9 protein-coding genes and 3 tRNA genes are annotated in these 17,959 nt (G+C 47.3%); 6 read left to right on the top strand and 6 right to left on the bottom strand.

Annotation, left to right across the window (positions count from 1 at the left end):
• The first annotated feature begins 52 nt into the window (after positions 1 to 52).
• Complete coding sequence (locus TBC1_RS08295; protein ID WP_062040703.1) at positions 53 to 1,108, top strand: TerC/Alx family metal homeostasis membrane protein; 1,056 nt, start codon at positions 53 to 55, stop codon at positions 1,106 to 1,108.
• A 628-nt stretch (positions 1,109 to 1,736) separates the two neighbouring features.
• Here TBC1_RS08295 and TBC1_RS08290 read toward each other — a convergent pair.
• The 3 genes from TBC1_RS08290 to TBC1_RS08280 form a co-directional block, all read right to left on the bottom strand.
• Positions 1,737 to 1,809 (bottom strand) — tRNA-Thr (locus TBC1_RS08290).
• A gap of 38 nt (positions 1,810 to 1,847) precedes the next feature.
• Positions 1,848 to 1,924, bottom strand: a tRNA-Pro gene (locus TBC1_RS08285).
• Positions 1,925 to 2,141: 217 nt separating this feature from the next.
• A tRNA-Lys gene (locus TBC1_RS08280) sits at positions 2,142 to 2,214 on the bottom strand.
• A 748-nt stretch (positions 2,215 to 2,962) separates the two neighbouring features.
• On the opposite strand from TBC1_RS08280, the gene meaB reads away from it, so the two are divergent.
• On the top strand, positions 2,963 to 4,069 hold the full coding sequence (gene meaB, locus TBC1_RS08270; RefSeq protein WP_062042903.1) for a methylmalonyl Co-A mutase-associated GTPase MeaB: 1,107 nt from the start codon (positions 2,963 to 2,965) through the stop codon (positions 4,067 to 4,069).
• 76 nt (positions 4,070 to 4,145) lie between these two features.
• Here meaB and TBC1_RS08265 read toward each other — a convergent pair whose 3' ends face one another.
• Positions 4,146 to 6,278, bottom strand: coding sequence for a S9 family peptidase (locus tag TBC1_RS08265; protein ID WP_062040697.1), 2,133 nt, complete (start codon positions 6,276 to 6,278; stop codon positions 4,146 to 4,148).
• A gap of 29 nt (positions 6,279 to 6,307) precedes the next feature.
• Positions 6,308 to 7,042 (bottom strand): geranylgeranylglyceryl/heptaprenylglyceryl phosphate synthase, encoded by a 735-nt coding sequence (locus tag TBC1_RS08260; protein WP_062040694.1) that lies wholly within the window; start codon positions 7,040 to 7,042, stop codon positions 6,308 to 6,310.
• Positions 7,043 to 7,196: 154 nt separating this feature from the next.
• On the opposite strand from TBC1_RS08260, the gene ahcY reads away from it, so the two are divergent.
• Entirely contained in the window at positions 7,197 to 8,615 is a 1,419-nt protein-coding gene (gene ahcY, locus TBC1_RS08255) for an adenosylhomocysteinase (RefSeq protein ID WP_062040692.1), read from the top strand.
• Positions 8,616 to 8,695: 80 nt separating this feature from the next.
• Here the strand turns inward: ahcY and TBC1_RS08250 are convergent, their stop codons facing one another.
• Positions 8,696 to 9,115, bottom strand: coding sequence for a Rieske (2Fe-2S) protein (locus TBC1_RS08250; protein ID WP_137305535.1), 420 nt, complete (start codon positions 9,113 to 9,115; stop codon positions 8,696 to 8,698).
• A 192-nt stretch (positions 9,116 to 9,307) separates the two neighbouring features.
• On the opposite strand from TBC1_RS08250, the gene TBC1_RS08245 reads away from it, so the two are divergent.
• From TBC1_RS08245 to TBC1_RS08235, 3 genes are all read left to right on the top strand, one after another.
• Positions 9,308 to 9,790, top strand: a complete 483-nt coding sequence (locus TBC1_RS08245) for a hypothetical protein (protein WP_062040686.1) — start codon at positions 9,308 to 9,310, stop codon at positions 9,788 to 9,790.
• A 128-nt stretch (positions 9,791 to 9,918) separates the two neighbouring features.
• Entirely contained in the window at positions 9,919 to 13,626 is a 3,708-nt protein-coding gene (locus tag TBC1_RS08240) for a TonB-dependent receptor (RefSeq protein WP_062040682.1), read from the top strand.
• A 58-nt stretch (positions 13,627 to 13,684) separates the two neighbouring features.
• On the top strand, positions 13,685 to 17,959 hold the full coding sequence (locus TBC1_RS08235) for a T9SS type A sorting domain-containing protein (protein ID WP_062040679.1): 4,275 nt from the start codon (positions 13,685 to 13,687) through the stop codon (positions 17,957 to 17,959).

Here is a 17,959-nt window from a genome sequence, read left to right as displayed (position 1 = left end):
CAATGACCAGAAAAAGCTAAATGGTACTTTTGCGCATCTAATTTTTCTTGTAATGAATCAGAGTGAGATAATCTTCTTCTCGGTCTTTATCACTGTTATTACAGGGGTCCTGCTCCTGGACCTTGGTGTTTTTGACAGAAGAAACCATGTGATCCCTTTCCGGGAAGCTCTTTTCTGGACTTTGCTCTGGATCGCTTTTTCGCTGGGATTCTATGTACTGCTGATTACCCATGGGGAGTGGATACACCTGGGCAATAAAGGTGCGGTTCAGGACCTGCAGCTTCTGGTCTCCAAATACGGACATCCGGTAAAAATTGACGGATTGGCATACCCGGAAGCACTTAAGATTTACAAGAATAATCTTGCCCTGGAATTTCTTACCGGCTACCTGATTGAGAAAGCCTTATCGGTAGACAATATTTTTGTCATGGTCATGGTTTTCTATGCGTTTGGCGTCGAGCCACGGTATTACCGCCGCGTTTTGTTCTGGGGAATTCTGGCCGCCATTGTGCTCAGGTTTGCCTTTATATTCTCTGCCTCTGCCATTATACAGCAGTTTGCCTGGGTACTTTATCTTTTTGGCGCTTTATTGATTTTTACCGGGGTAAAGATGTTTATCACACGCAACCAGAAAGAGAAAATAGATGCCGCCACCCATCCGGTGGTCAGATTCGCTTCGAAGTATCTTCCTGTATACCCGGTATTCGTGAGGCATCATTTTTTTATCAGGAAGAGTGGCAAAAGATATATTACACCCCTGTTTATAGTTTTGATGGTTATTGAATTCACTGACCTGATTTTTGCGGTGGATTCCATCCCGGCAATCTTTGCTGTAACCAAAGACCCCTATATTGTTTTCTTTTCCAATGTTTTTGCCATTCTTGGTCTCAGGGCTTTGTTTTTTATGGTGGTCAACATCATTGATATTTTCCGTTACCTGAAAACCGGTCTCTCTGTATTGCTGGTATTCATCGGCGTTAAAATGCTGACGCACCACTGGCTGAAAGAAATCGGCTTTTCCACCGCACACTCGTTGTATATCATTCTGATAATTCTCGGCGTAAGTATTGGCGCTTCACTGCTCTTTCCGGAGAAAAAGGCGGCCTGATGATCTGGACGACATAGTTGAAGACCGCGGTGAACGGTGAAATATTTGATTCTTTGATTTTCGACGCAGTCACAGACTAAGCCGCACTGAGAAATAAAAAAGCCGGAAAGTTATCCGGCTTGTGAGCCACTCAGGGGACTCGAACCCCCGACCCGTCTCGTCACGCTTTGCGCGACGAGACTGCTCTGCCATTATTTTTCTTAAATTCGTTTATGGGGAATAAAAAAGCCGGAAAGTTATCCGGCTTGTGAGCCACTCAGGGGACTCGAACCCCCGACCAATCTCGTCACGCTTTGCGCGACGAGACTGCTCTGCCATTATTTTTCTTAAATTCGTTTATGGGGAATAAAAAAGCCGGAAAGTTATCCGGCTTGTGAGCCACTCAGGGGACTCGAACCCCCGACCCGTCTCGTCACGCTTTGCGCGACGAGACTGCTCTGCCATTATTTTTCTTAAATCCGTTTATGGGGAATAAAAAAGCCGGAAAGTTATCCGGCTTGTGAGCCACTCAGGGGACTCGAACCCCCGACCCGTCTCGTCACGCTTTGCGCGACGAGACTGCTCTGCCATTATTTTTCTTAAATCCGTTTATGGGGAATAAAAAAGCCGGAAAGTTATCCGGCTTGTGAGCCACTCAGGGGACTCGAACCCCCGACCCGCTCATTACGAATGAGCTGCTCTACCGACTGAGCTAAAGTGGCAAAAAGCCTGCCTGGAAATAACAAGCAGGCTTGGTCGTTGGTCGGGATGACAGGATTCGAACCTGCGGCCTCTTCGTCCCGAACGAAGCGCGCTACCGGGCTGCGCTACATCCCGAGGGAACTTTTATGATTCAGGGCTGCAAAAGTAATAATTTCCCTGGTTTACAAGCTAAAATTTTATGATTATTTTTTGCAGTCTTACTTGTTTGCTAAAACTGTGATGCCTGGAACTGTATGAAAAATGTTTGCCATTCCTGATTGATTGTTGAATCCTGAGTCGCTGATAAAAATCCGAACGCCCGTTTCAGTGAAGAAACGGGCGTTCATTTGTGTCTCCCCGGAAGGACTCGAACCTTCGACCCAATGATTAAGAGTCATTTGCTCTACCAACTGAGCTACGGAGAGTTTTTTGTTCGGGGCTGCAAATTTACGATGTTTTTAAATAAATCGATAAATTTTCCTGTTTTTTTGTGCCCGGCCGGATAATATTGGGTCATTCGTTATTTGAAGTACCGGAGTTAAAGATGAACTTTGTATTCCGTAGTGTAATTGTGAAAGATTTTCACTAATGGGGTCACAGTGTTTAATAATCTTCTCTGTGTTGCTCTGTGATGCCTCGGTGACCTCCGTGTAAATGATTGTTTCACAGAGATTCACGGAATAGTCACAGAGGCTCACAGAGTATAGTATTCTTCACAGTGATACCTCAGCAAGCTCTGTGAAACTGTTTTTTTTACATAGATCCAACGAGTCACATTTTGAGGGACAAACCTTTAACCCGACTATATACTTTATCTCTTACAAATATTTGGTTTTTATTTCCTGATGGCATTCGTGGTGGCATGAAACCTGCATAGTATTTATCAAATAACCCAAAGTATCAACTTGCGAAGCTGTTTATTGTAATCAGGCGATCACTTAGTTATCTGTACTTCAATATGAAGGTTGACTATAATGGACTGGTTAGCCGGTTTGTTGATTTTGCGGTGATAACTCCGGGGTCGCGTTTGGAATTAAGGCTTCTGAATTACCTAACTTTGTCATGTCCAAAAACCGGTGTTTTCAGGAACACTTCCGGGCTTCGGTTGTTTGATGTTAGCAACGGCCGGGTATGTGTTGCATGGCCGGTTTATCAGAATATTGCGTCATGGAAATGAAAAAAAAGCATGAAAAGGAGTCTTTCGATTCTGCCCTCAAGGTTCAGGAAGGGATTCCACAGCCGCCGGTACTGAATGAAACTGCTGTAACCAGGTTTAAAAGGACCCGCAAACAACTGCCTTCTGTGGAAGCGTTTATGGAAGGGATCCTGAACTTTAACCGTACCCTTTTCAGTCAGGCGATCACCCTTGTAGAAAGCGCTTTGCCTGAGCATCAGGCGCTGGCCCAGGAGATTATCGCCCGCTGCCTGCCGCATGCCGGTAAATCGGTGCGCCTGGGGGTAACCGGGGTGCCGGGAGCGGGAAAGAGTACGTTTATTGAAGCCCTCGGTACTTATCTGACCGGTAACGGTCACAAGCTGGCGGTACTGGCCATTGATCCCAGCAGTTCGCGTTCCAAAGGCAGCATTTTGGGCGATAAAACCCGAATGGAAGGGCTTTCGACCCACCCCAACGCATTTATCCGGCCTTCGCCCTCGGCCGGCTCGCTGGGCGGCGTGGCACGCAAAACCCGGGAAACCATTATTATCTGTGAAGCTGCCGGGTTTGACACCATCATCGTTGAAACTGTCGGAGTCGGCCAGTCAGAAATTGCCGTGCACTCCATGGTTGATTTCTTTCTGCTGCTGATGATTTCCGGTGCCGGCGACGAACTGCAGGGCATCAAACGCGGGATTATGGAAATGGCCGATGCCATTGCCGTAAATAAAGCCGACGGCGACAATAAAAGCAGGGCGCAGATTGCCTGTACACAAATCAAAAATGCACTCCACCTGTTCCCTCTGCCTGAATCGGGCTGGTCTCCTCCGGCCATAACCTGTTCATCCCTTATGGGCGATGGTATACCGGGGGTCTGGGATACCATTACGGAATATATCCGCTTTACCCAGACCAACGGCTATTTCCGCCTCAAGCGCCAACAGCAGTCAAAGCAGATTATGATAGACAGCATAGACCAACGGTTGCATGATCATTTTTACCTTAATCCGGAAATAAAAACCGCCCTCCGGCAGATAGAACACAAAATGCTGGCCGATCAGGTGACACCCTATCAGGCGGCAGCGCAACTGCTCGAACTGTATTTCAGGGCAATGGGTAAGTGAACAGAGTGAGCTTTAATAAAAAGGCCTGCAGCTTACGTTTATTATACTGCAGGCCTTTTCGTATATTTATAGTATATCAGAGATTTTCGTTGTAGTAGTTGGCCAGTTTCCTGAACAGGTGTGCCCGGTCAATGCCTCTTACGTTGTGTTCATGTGTGGGATAGACAAAATAATCCACCTGTTTCTGCTTTTCCACGGCTGTTTTCAGGAATTGGAGGCTCTGCTGCCAAACCACAGTGTTGTCGAGTGCGCCGTGAATGATCATCAGTTTGCCATCCAGCTTTCCGATATGGTTCATCAGGCAGGCTTCGTTGTAGCCGTCAGGGTTCTGTTCAGGGGTGTCCATGTATCTTTCCCCGTACATTACTTCGTAGTATTTCCAGTCGGTAACGGGTCCGCCGGCAGTGGCAACCCTGAATACTTGAGGGTTTTTCAGTTTGAGGGTGATGGCCATAAAGCCGCCGTAGCTCCAGCCGTCGACGCCTATGCGTGTGGAATCGACGAATGACAGTGATTTCAGGTATTCAACCCCTTTCATCTGATCGGCCATTTCAAGCACCCCGAGGCGGCGGTGGATGGCACTTTCAAATTCAAATCCCCGGTTGGCCGAGCCGCGGTTATCGAGTGTAAACACCACATACCCCTGCTGCGCCATATAGTTGAGGAAGTGACCGGCGCCACCCAGCCAGCTTTCGGTAACCAGCTGGGCATGCGGACCTCCGTAAACGTAGATAAAGACCGGGTATTTCTTTGCCGGATCAAAGGCGGCGGGTTTGATCATTCTGCACCAGAGGTCGGTGCCATCGTCAGCTTTCAGCGTAAAAAGGCTGGTTTCGCCCAGAAGGTAATCTTTCAGCGGATCGGAGGAAGTGAACAGGGTTTTTACTTCTTTGCCTTTCAGGTCGCCGGCAAAGATGCGGGCAGGAGTATCCAGGTTGCTGTACCGGCTGATGAAGAACCTGCCATCGGGTCGGATGTTGACGTTGTGCGTGCCTTTCTGCCCGGTGAGCAGGGCGGTTTTTCCAGAAGAGATTTCCAGATAGTAAAGGCGGTTTTCGAGCGGACTGGCGGCCGTTGAAGTGTAAAAAAGCCCCTTGCCGGAAGCGTCGAAACCCTCCAGACCGGTGACCACCCAGGGGCCTTTGGTCAATTGTCTGACCAGCTTCCCATCTGTATTATACAGATAAAGATGGTTGTAGCCGTCACGCTGACTCTGCCAGATAAACTGTCCGGGATTGTCAGGAAGAAAGGTCATTGGGTTTAGCGGCTCGACATAGCGGTCGTTTTTCTCTTCAAACAGCGTTCTAATGAAATCGCCTGTGCCGGCATCGTATTGGTTCAGCCACATATGGTTCTGGTCGCGGTTGAGCACGGCGATATAAATGGTTTTCTCGTCGGGACTCCATGCGATATTGGTTAGGTATTGTTCTTCAGGTGTGCCGGTTTTTACAAAAATGGTTTTACCTGTTCCGGTATTGAAAATACCCAGGGTTACATGATGACTTTTCATGCCGGCCATCGGGTAACGGATATTGTCTGCTTCGGCCACCCTTGCGGTGATATCCACAAGGGGATACTCTGTTACCATGGTTTCATCCATTCTGTAGAATGCCAGCAATCTGCCGCCCGGCGACCAGAAGGTGCCTTTGCTGATGCCGAATTCGTTGCGGTGCACCGACTGCCCGTTTACGATGCCCTTATCCGTGTCTGCAGTTACGGCAACCTGAGTAGTCCCGGTGGCTATGTAAAGGTTATTTCCGATGGTATAGGCGATATAACGGGTGTCGGGGGCCTGATCGGTATTTTCGGCGAGGGAATCCACAGCATTTACCACCTTCAACAGCCTTCCGGTGGTTTGGTATTCTAACCACTGATTGTTATGGGTGAAGCTGAGGGAGGTTTCATCTTTCCATGTGAAGAATGGCAATCTTTTTACTGTTTTTAATCCGGCTTTTTCCAGAATTTCGTTAAGTTCACTGGTCTTCAGGAGGGTGTCGGTCGTTTCGTTTTTCAGGTTGCCCTGCAGGAGGTTGTTTCCTTCCTGCCAGGTATAAAATTCTGAATTACCTTTCCATTGCAGGTTTGAGAGGCCGCCAGGGTAAAGGCTGCGGTTCGACATGATCTCTTCGGGGACAAGCATTTTATCCTGAGCAAAAAGAAGTGAACTCAGGAGCAGAAGTGAGATGAGGGGTAGTTTTTTAAAAAGCATGGGATTGAAAAATTTGAGTGACGGATTTTTTATTTACCTATAGCGCTGCACATTTCGGCAATAAGTGATGGATTGTGTTCGGTGGCATTGCCGATAATCAGGAGGTCGGCGCCGGCATCGGCGCTGGCTGCTGCTTTTTCGGGAGTCCGGATACCGCCCCCGACAAGCAGGGGGATAGATAGGCTTTGTTTAACCTGGCTGATCATACTTTCTGAAACGGCATTCAGGGCCCCGCTGCCGGCATCCATAAAGATCAGTTTCAGCCCCAGCATTTCGCCGGCCATGGCAGTGCAGATGGCGATGTCGTTTTTGTCGGCAGGGATGGGATCCGAATTGCTCATATAGGAAACCGCGGTGGGGCGGCCGCTTTCTATCAGCATATAGCCCGTGGGAATGACCTCCAGGTTACTAAGCTTGAGATAAGGTGCGGCAATGACATGCCTGCCGATCAGCATTTCGGCGTTTCGACCTGAAATGAGCGATAAAAACAATATGGCATCTGCCTTGTTACTCATCTGGAGGGTGTTTCCGGGAAACAGAACCACCGGAATATTACCGGCCTGTTTCAGAATTTTGATACACTCATCCATTCTGTTGCTGATGAGTAAACTTCCGCCGACAAAGAAATAGTCCACACCCCCTTCAGCTGATCTGGCCGTAATTTCTTCAAGTGTTTTGTTGTCGGATTTATCTGGGTCGATCAGCACGGCAAGCTGTTTTTTGCCCTGCAACATCTTTTCATTTATTCTTTCATAGACTGTCATAACATGCTATCAAAAATGGCATACAATGATACGCAAATATCTTAGATCAACGGGTTCGGAGGCTCTAATTAAGATGAAATTGATGTTTATGCAGTTCATTTTGAATGAAAAGAATGCTTAACTTTGCTGCCCTTTAAAACAAACATGTTCCGTTATGAAAGAAATTACTGCCGAGATCATTCCCTATAAAGTAAAAGATATATCTCTTGCCGGATTTGGCCGCAAGGAAATAGAGATAGCCGAGAAAGAAATGCCCGGTCTGATGACGATCCGGAGGAAATATGCAGTTGAGAAACCTCTGAAGGGTGCCCGTATCACCGGCTCCCTGCATATGACCATACAAACTGCCGTACTGATTGAAACCCTGGTTGAACTGGGCGCTGACGTGCGCTGGGCTAGCTGCAATATATTCTCTACCCAGGATCATGCGGCTGCAGCCATTGCAAGTATAGGTATTCCTGTTTTTGCCTGGAAGGGCGAAACCCTTGAAGAATACTGGTGGTGTACGCTGCAGGCTTTGTCATTCCCTGATGGCAAAGGCCCTCACCTGATAGTGGATGACGGCGGAGATGCCACCCTGATGGTTCATAAAGGTTTTGCTGCCGAGAAAAATCCTTCGCTGCTTGAAGCAGAAACCTCAAATGCAGAAGAAGCTGCGATTCTTAAGATTTTAAGGGAAGCTTATGTAGAGGACAACCAGCGCTGGCACAGGATTGTACCTGAATTGAAAGGGGTATCTGAAGAAACAACTACCGGTGTTCACCGGCTTTACCAGATGATGGAAGCCGGAGAGCTGCTCTTTCCGGCCATCAATGTAAATGATTCAGTTACCAAATCGAAGTTCGACAATCTTTATGGCTGTCACGAGTCCCTGGCCGACGGTATCAAGCGGGCGACTGATGTTATGATTGCCGGAAAGGTAGTTGTAGTTTTGGGTTTTGGCGATGTAGGCAAAGGTTGCGCCCGCTCTATGCGCTCTTACGGCGCCAGGGTGATTGTTACCGAAATCGATCCCATCTGTGCCCTGCAGGCAGCCATGGAAGGGTTTGAGGTCTCAACCCTTGAAGATGCACTGAAGGAGGGTAATATTTATGTGACTGCCACCGGCAACCGCGATGTGATCACCTTTGACCACATGCAGCAGATGAAGGATCAGAGCATTGTCTGCAATATCGGACATTTTGACAACGAAATTCAGGTTGACCGGTTAAACATCACTCCCGGAGTGGTACACACCAACATCAAACCCCAGGTGGATAAATATACTTTCGCTGCAGGTAACGCTATCTTTCTGCTGGCCGAAGGCCGCCTGGTAAACCTCGGCTGCGCCACCGGGCATCCTTCATTTGTAATGAGCAATTCTTTCTCCAACCAGACCCTGGCTCAACTTGATCTGTGGAAAAACAATTATGAAACCGGCGTTTACCGTCTGCCGAAAAAACTGGATGAGGAAGTTGCCAGGTTGCATCTGGAGCAGCTGGGCGTGAAACTTACGAAAATGACCCCGGCCCAGGCGGCTTACATCGGCGTACCTGTTGAAGGACCATTCAAGCCGGAGCATTACCGGTATTAAGAACAACATATTTACAATAAAAAAAGGTTGCATGCCTGGCATGCAACCTTTTTTTAATGATGATGCCGGCTGATGGTGTGCTAATTCATTACCTGCAGGGAGAAACCATCATAGCGTGTCCGGTACTGTTTCAGCCCGATGGTTGCCGGACCTTCAACGGGAGACCCATCGGTAAGCAGGAACCTGGAACCGCAAACAGTGTCAATAGCTATGATCCCCGATTCTTCAACAAATACCCGGGCATTCTCGACCAGCGGATCGTGTGGACAGGCTCTTTCATAAACTTTGAAATCGTCGCTGAGCTGGCGGTAGATGATTATCCCTTTATACCCTCCGCTGAAGTATGCATAATCTCCTACAGGGATAAAGTCCAGTGTATTGGGGTAAACCACAAAATTAACGTAAACATAGGGAATTTCATCCCTTTCATTTTCTTTGTCACATGAGCCCAGCAGCAAAGTTGCCGTAAGCATGGCAGAGATAATCAGTACTTTTTTCACTTCAGAGGAGTTAGCATATTGTAATAACGGGGCAGTAAAGTTAATATTTTGCAGAACCCGTTTTAAGGATGATGCCATATAATTTCCGCTTTTTGGCCATCATCAGATTTTTGAATCTAAATTTCATCAATCCTGAAAACTTATGATTTTTTACCTATTTTTACAGGTTATAAAGCATTAAACCGATTTGCTATGGATGATTTTCTTTATATTATAATAGGTATACTCTGGGTGGTTTACTCTCTGTATACCAACAAGCAGAAACAGCAGAAGAAGCGTATGATGGAGGAACAACGCAGGCAGGTCGAAGTTCCCGAGGCTGCGCCGCGCCGTTCACTGCTTGAGGAATTGCTCGATGCTGAGGTAAAGTTGCCCGAACTTATTGTTGAAGCGGAAGAAGAACAATATGAGCCGGAGTACAACAATACCGTAGAAGCCTGGAGCGCTGAGAAAATTGTTCCGGAGAACGAATCCCTTGAGAAAATTGAGGAAGAGGTTTCTGCTTCTTATTTTGAGCAACAATACAATCTCAGGGCCAGGGTTGATACAGTTAAGCCGGATCGCGTGCATCCTGCATTTTCGGAAGAGGATGAACAGATGGCAGATTTTGATGAGGATTTTGACCTGCGAAAAGCGGTGATCTATTCCGAAGTCCTGAATCCGCGCTACATTTAAGCGAAATCAAATTTTGTTCACCGGTGTTCTAAAAAGTTTTGGAGCATAAAATATTTTATTATTACCTTTACCCGCTTTTAACGGCACACGCAACACACACAGAAAATCTAACATAAAATTTCAATGGTATGATCAGAAATCTACTGTTAACTATTGGGTTAGTGCTCGCGACATCCGCGCTTGTATTCTCCCAGTCGGGAACCCTCAGGGGAAAAGTGATCGATAAAACCACAAAGGAACCCATCCCCTTTGTCAATATTATCGTGGAACTTGGAGGAACACAGGCTGGCGGCACAACCTCTGACTTTGATGGGAACTACACGATTAAGCCGATCACTCCGGGAAGGTATAACCTGAAAGCAACGTTTGTTGGTTTTAAACCGGTGATGATTACCGGGCTGATTATCAAGTCGGACCAGATTACCTTCCAGAATGTGGAGATGGAATCGACCATGATTGAGATAGAGACCTTTGAGATTGTTGAATATGCTGTTCCGCTCATCGATAAAGACAAAACTTCGGTTGGTGCAACGGTTACTTCTGAGGAAATCGCCAAGATGCCCAACAGGTCAGCCAATGCCATCGCAACAACAGTAGGTGGTGTATTCTCGGCCGACGGTGAGCGCGGCAGTGTGCGTGGACAGCGTTCTGAAGGTACCGTTATGTATATTGACGGTATCAGGGTTCGCGGCTCGTCATCCCTCCCTGAGTCAGCCATTGAGCAGGTGTCGGTAATCCTTTCGGGAGTTCCCGCCCAGTACGGGGATGCTACCGGGGGTATTATCAACGTTACCACAAAGGGTCCCAGCCGGGAATTCGGTGCCGGTATCGAGTTGCAGACATCTCAGTATCTGGATGCATTCGGTTACAACAGGGCCGGTTTGAATATGCAGGGTCCCCTTTTATGGAATAAAGATAAAACCAGTTCGCTGTTGGGCTATTTTGTTGCCGGTGAAGTGGTGTACAACCAGGATAGCAGACCTACCGCTACCGGAATTTATAAGGTGAAAGATGATGTTTTACGGCAACTCGAAGCAACCCCGCTCCGTCTTTCAGGAACCGGGTTCGGTACTTATTATAATACCAATTTTGTCCGTCAGAGCGACCTGGAATTCGTAAAAGCCACCCCTAACACGGCAAATATCGATATCAATGCTTCCGGTAAAATAGATGTGAAAACCGGTCCGAATATCAACCTTTCACTCGGAGGCTCTATCAATTTCAGCGATGGCCGGAACTTTAACTATGCCCAGTCAATGTTCAACTATGACAAAAACATTCAGGTAATTGACAATACCTGGAGGGTTTTTGCCCGTTTTACCCAGCGTTTCCCCGCCGATAAGGAAAGCAAATCGCTGATCAAGAATGTATTCTATACCATCCAGGCCGACTATACAAAATATGATCAAACGGTTCAGGATGCTGACCATAAAGATCAGCTCTTTAATTATGGATATCTCGGGAAATATGAAACCAATAAGATACGGTCTTATGAATTCGGTTTTGATACCATTACCCAGAAGACAGCCTTTATCCATAATGGTTTCCAGGATATCGCCGTTGACTTCACCCCAGGTACTGCCAACCCGATTATTTCAAATTATACCAGGCAGTATTATGAACTGTATCCGGAAGATTTTTATCACAACAACCTGAACAACATTATTTCAGGTGGTGGATTGCTCAACGGAATGACAGCGCCGGCTATATACGGTTTATGGGGCTCACCTGGGGCCAGTCAGGCAGTTGTTGGTAATCAAGCAGGCTATCAGCGAATCGATAATGAGCAGTATGCCATCAATGCCAATGCTTCTGCCGATATCGGCAACCACGCCCTTCAATTCGGGTTTATTTACGAACAACGGGTTGACAGATACTATAATTACACTCCAATCGGATTGTGGAGCCTGATGCGCGGTTTGACCAATGCGCATATTGAGCAGCTTGATGTTACAAATCCGAAACTGGTTTATCTGGATGGCGTATTTATGGACACCATCTATTACGACCGCAAATACGATGCCCTTTCGCAGCGTTACTTCGATAAGAGCCTGCGCAGCAGCATCGGACTGCCGGCAGATGGTACCGACTGGATTGACATCGATTCCTATGATGTGAATGCACTGACCATCAATTATTACGATGCCAATGGTAAGAGGCATACTGCCAGTCTGGCCAATGCCTTGTCCATCGATATGTTCTCACCCGATGAACTTTTAAACAATGGCGAGAATCTTGCCAGCTACAGCGGGTATACATATACCGGTGAACGGGTTAAGTTGAAAGACAGTCCCAGTTTCGATGATTTCTTTACCAAGCGGGATGCTGATGGAAACTTTACCAGGGAAATCGCTCCATTCTCACCTATCTATATGGCAGGTTTTATTCAGGATAAGTTTGCTTTTGATGACCTTATCTTCAATATCGGTGTCAGGGTTGACCGCTTTGACGCTAACCAGCAGGTGCTTACCGATCCTTACACCATTTATCCGGCGCTTACCGTGAATGAAGTGAACGATCTGGGTCAGCATCCGCAGAATATGGGTAACGATTACGTGGTTTATGTTGACAATATGCGCAACCCTACCACCATCATGGGATACCGCAATGGTGACACGTGGTATAATGCCGATGGACTTGTTGTAACCGATCCTTCCATCTCACTGGATGCCGGAAACGGTGTTACACCTTATCTTGCTGACAGAAATAATGTTACGGTTTCCTCTAAGGCTTTCAGCGATTATGAGCCTCAGATCTCAGTAATGCCCCGTATATCTTTCTCTTTCCCGATTTCGGATGAGGCGCTGTTTTTTGCACATTACGACGTGCTCACCCAGCGTCCCACTTACGCGTTGCGCATGAATCCCCTGGATTATTTCTTCCTTCCGGTTCTGGGAAGTCCGACCATCAACAATCCAAACCTGAAACCTGAGAAGACCATTGACTATGAACTCGGATTCCAGCAGCGTCTGACCAACAGTTCTTCGCTCACATTGTCAGCATATTACCGTGAAATCAGGGATCAGATCCAGGCTTACCGTTATACGGCTGCTTATCCAAAGACATATTATTCATACAACAATATTGACTTTTCAACTGTAAAGGGACTTACCGTGACTTATGACCTGCGCCGTACATCCAACGCCAGGGTCAGGGCCAGCTATACCCTGCAGTTTGCCAACGGTACCGGTTCGGATCCCGAATTCGCAAAGGGATTGATCCAGACAGGACAGCCTAACCTGCGTACACTGTTCCCGTTGAGTTTCGACCGCCGCCATGCACTTAACCTTATGCTTGACTATCGTTTTGCTGAAGGTAAGGAATACAACGGACCCGTTATCCGCCGCAAGAAAACTGACGCCGCCGGAGCGGAAGTGGTTAAAACCACCCAGCTGCTTAAAAACACCGGGGTGAACTTTACCATTTTCGGTGGCTCCGGTACCCCATACACTAAATCAAGCAAGATTGTTCAACTCGGACAGTCCGGTATTATTGACGGTTCTGTGAACGGATCCAGGTTGCCCTGGCAGTTCAGGATTGATGGCCGCGTTGATAAGGATATCAATGTCAGCTGGGGTGAGGGCAAACGCCAGTCGTATCTGAATGTTTACCTGCAGGTGTTAAATATTCTTGATTCCAAGAATATCATGAGTGTATATGCTGCTACCGGCAATCCCGATGATGACGGTTATCTTGCTGCTGCAGAATACCAGACCCAGATAAATTCTCAACTGGATCCTGATGCCTACCGTGAACTTTACAGCCTCCGGATCAACAGCCCCGGAAACTACAGTTCACCGCGCCAGATCCGCCTGGGATTGATCTTCAACTTCTAAGCCACACTGAAAAATCCCTAATACGAAAAGAAACGCACATACTATAAAATTTCCGATTATGAAAAATATTGTCCGTTTGTCTCTTGTAACTTTAATCTGTGCACTCCTGGCCATGCCGGGTTACGCAGATTACAACAAGCAAGCCAGGAAGTCCGGGAGGGCTGATGTGAAGGCCACTGCGGCAGGCTGTCTCCCGGGAGCAGGGTTTAAATACCTTGAGATTAATAATGTCCGTACCCGTATCAATACCGGGGGCGATATGTGGTGGGACTTTGAAGTTGCCCAGTATGAGATTCCCAAAGGCTCCAGGAAGACTTCCATGTTTTCCGCTGCTTTGTGGATCGGGGGTATTGACGTGAACGACCAGCTGAAACTGGCTGCTTTGCGTTTCCGCCAGGGTCCCAGTTCAGGAAGTCCCGGTACAGGTAATGATTTCTGGCCTGGTCCGCTTACCATTGATGGTACTGCTGCGATCAGTGAAGAAACCTGTGCACAATATGATAAATTATTCCCGATCACCCGTGCCGAAATTGATGAATACCTGGCATGGTGGGACAACCGCGCCGCTTTCCCGGGATACCAGATTCCTCAGACAATTCTGGACTGGCCTGCCCATGGCGATGTTTCCAAAAAGCAGAGCTATTATCTTGCTCCATTCTTCGACAGATCAGGTGACGGCACTTACGATCCCGAAGATGGTGACTATCCGTATTATGACCTTTCCAACGAACTCTGCCATTCAACGGTTCAGACCAAAGAAGGTGAGGAAGGTATTGTAAAAGGCGGATTGCTGGCCGACCAGGTAATCAAGGGTGATGCAACATTGTGGTGGGTGTTCAACGATAAGGGAAATATCCACACTGAAACGGAAGGTACCCCGATTGGTCTTGAAATCCGTGCCCAGGCATTCGGATTTGCTACCAACGATGAGATCAATAATATGACTTTTTACAGTTATGAAATCATCAACCGTTCAACATACCGCCTTACCGGAACATATTTCAGCCAGTGGGTGGATACCGACCTTGGTTTTGCTACCGACGACTACGTGGGTTGTGATGTAGACAGGGGACTCGGATATTCATACAATGGTAAACCCAAAGACGGCGACGGACAGTTCTGGGCTTACGGTGATCAGCCTCCCGCAATCGGTGTCGACTTCTTCCAGGGACCTTATATGGATCCCGATGGTTCTGATAACCCTTCATTTAAAGGTGACGGCAAACTGGGTCCTTCATTCAACGGGGACTGCAGTATCGTCAGCCTGAATGGTTCCTATCTTGATATGAATTACGGTGAGGAGGGCAACATCCAGAGCGGAAGTTTCCTCGTTCGTTCTGAGGCCATCAATGGTGTAAACTTCGGTAACGGAATCGTTGACGATGAGCGTTTCGGAATGCGCCGTTTTGTTTATCACAACAACAGTGGTGTTCCTGATTATATGACTGACCCGGATTATGCTCCGGAATATTACAACCTGCTGCGCGGTATCTGGAAAGACAACACCAAGATGATGTATGGTGGTAATGCCCACACCTCATCCGGCGCTTATGGTCCTGCCTGTGACTTTATGTTCCCCGGAGATACCGACGAATGTGACTGGGGTACCGGTGGAATTCCGCCCTCAGGTCCGAAGAACTGGACAGAAGAAATTGCCCAGAACCAGCCGCACGACCGCAGGTTTATGCAATCAGCAGGGCCTTTTGTTCTTGAGCCGGGTGCAGTGAACTATATTACTGTTGGTATTCCCTGGGCACGTGCTGCTTCAGGAGGCCCCTGGGCTTCAGTTAAACTGTTGCAGGTTGTTGATGACAAATGTCAGTTGCTGTTTGATAACTGTTTTGCAGTTGTCAGCGGACCAAATGCCCCTGACCTCAGTATCCGTGAGCTTGACAAAGAGTTTATATTCTATATTTCAAACCGCAAAACCAATGATGCCGGTAATAACTTCAACGAATCCTATACTGAGCTGGATCCCGCAATTCTTGCAGTAGCCAACAGTACCGGATACGACTTTGATCCTTACTACCGTTTTGAAGGATATCAGGTCTTCCAGTTAAAGGATGCCAATGTTTCCGTTGCCGATATTCACGACCAGTCACTGGCCCGCCTTGTGTATCAGTGTGACATTAAAAACGGCATAGCACAGCTGGTGAATCATAATTTTGATCAATCGGTCAACGCCAATGTGCCTGTTGAGGAAGTTTATGGTGCTGATCTGGGGATATCACATACTTTCAGACTGCGTGAAGATGCTTTCAGCGGGCAGCGCCTGGTGAACCACAAACAGTATTATTACCTGGCACTGGCATACGGACACAATGAGTATATGAAGTACAGCGCTGATCCGGGATCTCAGGAGGAAGGCATTATCGGACTGTCTGGTCAGAAGCGTACCTATCTTGCCGGACGTAAAAACATTAAGGTTTATACCGGTATTCCTCACATTCCTGTGGGTACCATTCAGGCAAATGCCGAATATGGCGCCGGTGTTGAGATTACCCGTATTCAGGGACAGGGGAATGGTGGAAACATCCTGGATCTGCAGGATGAAACGATTGCTGAAATCCTTTCCAGGAAACCAGTTGATTCAACCAACCAACTTGGAAATCCTGATTATCCCATTGCTTATCAGGCTAAATATCAGGCTGGCCGTGGCCCTATTGATATTAGAGTTATTGATCCTTTAAATGTCAAAAACGCGGAATATCTTCTGACATTTGACTCACTGCAGCCCTATTCCATTATAACAGGTGCTGATAGTGCCGCAAGCTTCAGGGCAGCCTGGATGCTGACTGACTTAAGCACCAACAGGACGTACAGGTCAGATACAACCATTGCATTCAAGAGCGAGCAATTGTTCCCTGAATTAGGATTTTCGATTACCATCGGTCAGATTCTTGACCCGGGACCATACCGGATTGGAACTAATGCCGACAATGAAGCCATCTGGGGTATTATTTCTGAGAATAACGGATTGCTCGAGTCCACATTCACGTTTGCCGACAGTTCAAAGATATGGATCACCGGCTTACCTGATATTGATGGTATCCCTGCCTTTAACTGGATCAGGTCGGGCGTAGTGAATGACGCTACCACACCTGGCAACAATGACTATTACATGCCATCAAAGCCTTACGATCCGAATGCGAATTACGAAAAAGTGGTGAATGCAACCTGGGCTCCTTATATTATGACGGCCTCCAGTGAGCAGGATGCAACCTTTGCCCCTGCATTCCGCAATCTCTCCAAGACCGGCGCTAATTTTTCAGATGTGGCAAGCATTGATTTTGTTTACACAGCTGATAAAAGTAAGTGGACCCGTTGTCCGGTGATAGAGATGTGTGCTGACAAGACACTTTCGGAAGGCAATGTGGAAAGATTTAAGATCAGGGCAGGTCAGTCTGTTGATAAGGATGGTAATCCTGCTCCTATAGGCAGTGGCGCCAGCGATAATCCTGATGACCCCAACTATATTTCAGAAACTGGTATGGGTTGGTTCCCCGGATATGCGATTAATATTGAAACAGGTGAACGTCTGAATATCGTATTCGGCGAGAACTCCTGGCTGGTTGGTGAAAACGGAAGGGATATGCTGTTTAACCCCAGTCCGAATCTTCAGGCGGGCAGTGAATTTGTTTTTGGAGGTATGCATTACGTTTATGTATTTTCTCATACAACAGGCAAGCTAATTGCCGGAGCTGATATTCCTGCTTATGATGCCGGCCGGAAATTGAGGAACAGCATCCAGAATCTGAACAATCAGTTTCTCGCGTATGTATATTCCAGCGCAATGTGGGTGAATATTCCCATTGCCGTTCCTGGTCAGGAGTGGCTCTCAAATGAAGCCAAGGTGCGTATCCGCATTGCCAAGCCGTACCGCCGTTATTACAGTTCCGCTGAATTGGACAGCACTTACCTGGCTGATCACGCCGATAACCGGAACTTCCCGAAATATAAATTCTCAACGGAGAGTGTAGCAACCACCACAAACAACATCGCAAAGGCAGAGTCCGAACTGGATCTGATTGCCGTGGTACCTAATCCTTATTACGCTTACTCAACGTATGAGACTAACCAGCTTGATAACAGGGTGAAGATTGTTAATTTGCCCAGAAAATGTACGGTTACAATCTATACCACCAACGGTATGCTTATCAGGCAGTTTACAAAGGATGAAGAAGGAACTTCGATTCAGTGGGATCTGAAAAACTTTGCCGGTATTCCGATCTCCGGCGGCGTTTATCTGGTGCATGTGAAAGCTGATGGAATCGGTGAGAAGATCGTTAAGTGGTTCGGTGCTCTGCGGCCGGTTGACCTTAATGCCTTCTGA

Source organism: Lentimicrobium saccharophilum (genome assembly GCF_001192835.1).
Taxonomy (GTDB): Bacteria; Bacteroidota; Bacteroidia; order Bacteroidales; family Lentimicrobiaceae; genus Lentimicrobium; species Lentimicrobium saccharophilum.
Note: the sequence above shows the minus strand (reverse complement) of the source record. Positions and strands in the feature narration are given on the sequence as shown.

Bases quoted from the DNA above. Each gene is read 5' to 3' on its own strand.
- TBC1_RS08295 (WP_062040703.1), top strand. From the start codon at position 53: ATGAATCAGAGTGAGATAATCTTCTTCTCGGTCTTTATCACTGTTATT.
- meaB (WP_062042903.1), top strand. From the start codon at position 2,963: ATGAAAAAAAAGCATGAAAAGGAGTCTTTCGATTCTGCCCTCAAGGTT.
- TBC1_RS08265 (WP_062040697.1), bottom strand. From the start codon at position 6,278: ATGCTTTTTAAAAAACTACCCCTCATCTCACTTCTGCTCCTGAGTTCA.
- TBC1_RS08260 (WP_062040694.1), bottom strand. From the start codon at position 7,042: ATGACAGTCTATGAAAGAATAAATGAAAAGATGTTGCAGGGCAAAAAA.
- ahcY (WP_062040692.1), top strand. From the start codon at position 7,197: ATGAAAGAAATTACTGCCGAGATCATTCCCTATAAAGTAAAAGATATA.
- TBC1_RS08245 (WP_062040686.1), top strand. From the start codon at position 9,308: ATGGATGATTTTCTTTATATTATAATAGGTATACTCTGGGTGGTTTAC.
- TBC1_RS08240 (WP_062040682.1), top strand. From the start codon at position 9,919: ATGATCAGAAATCTACTGTTAACTATTGGGTTAGTGCTCGCGACATCC.
- TBC1_RS08235 (WP_062040679.1), top strand. From the start codon at position 13,685: ATGAAAAATATTGTCCGTTTGTCTCTTGTAACTTTAATCTGTGCACTC.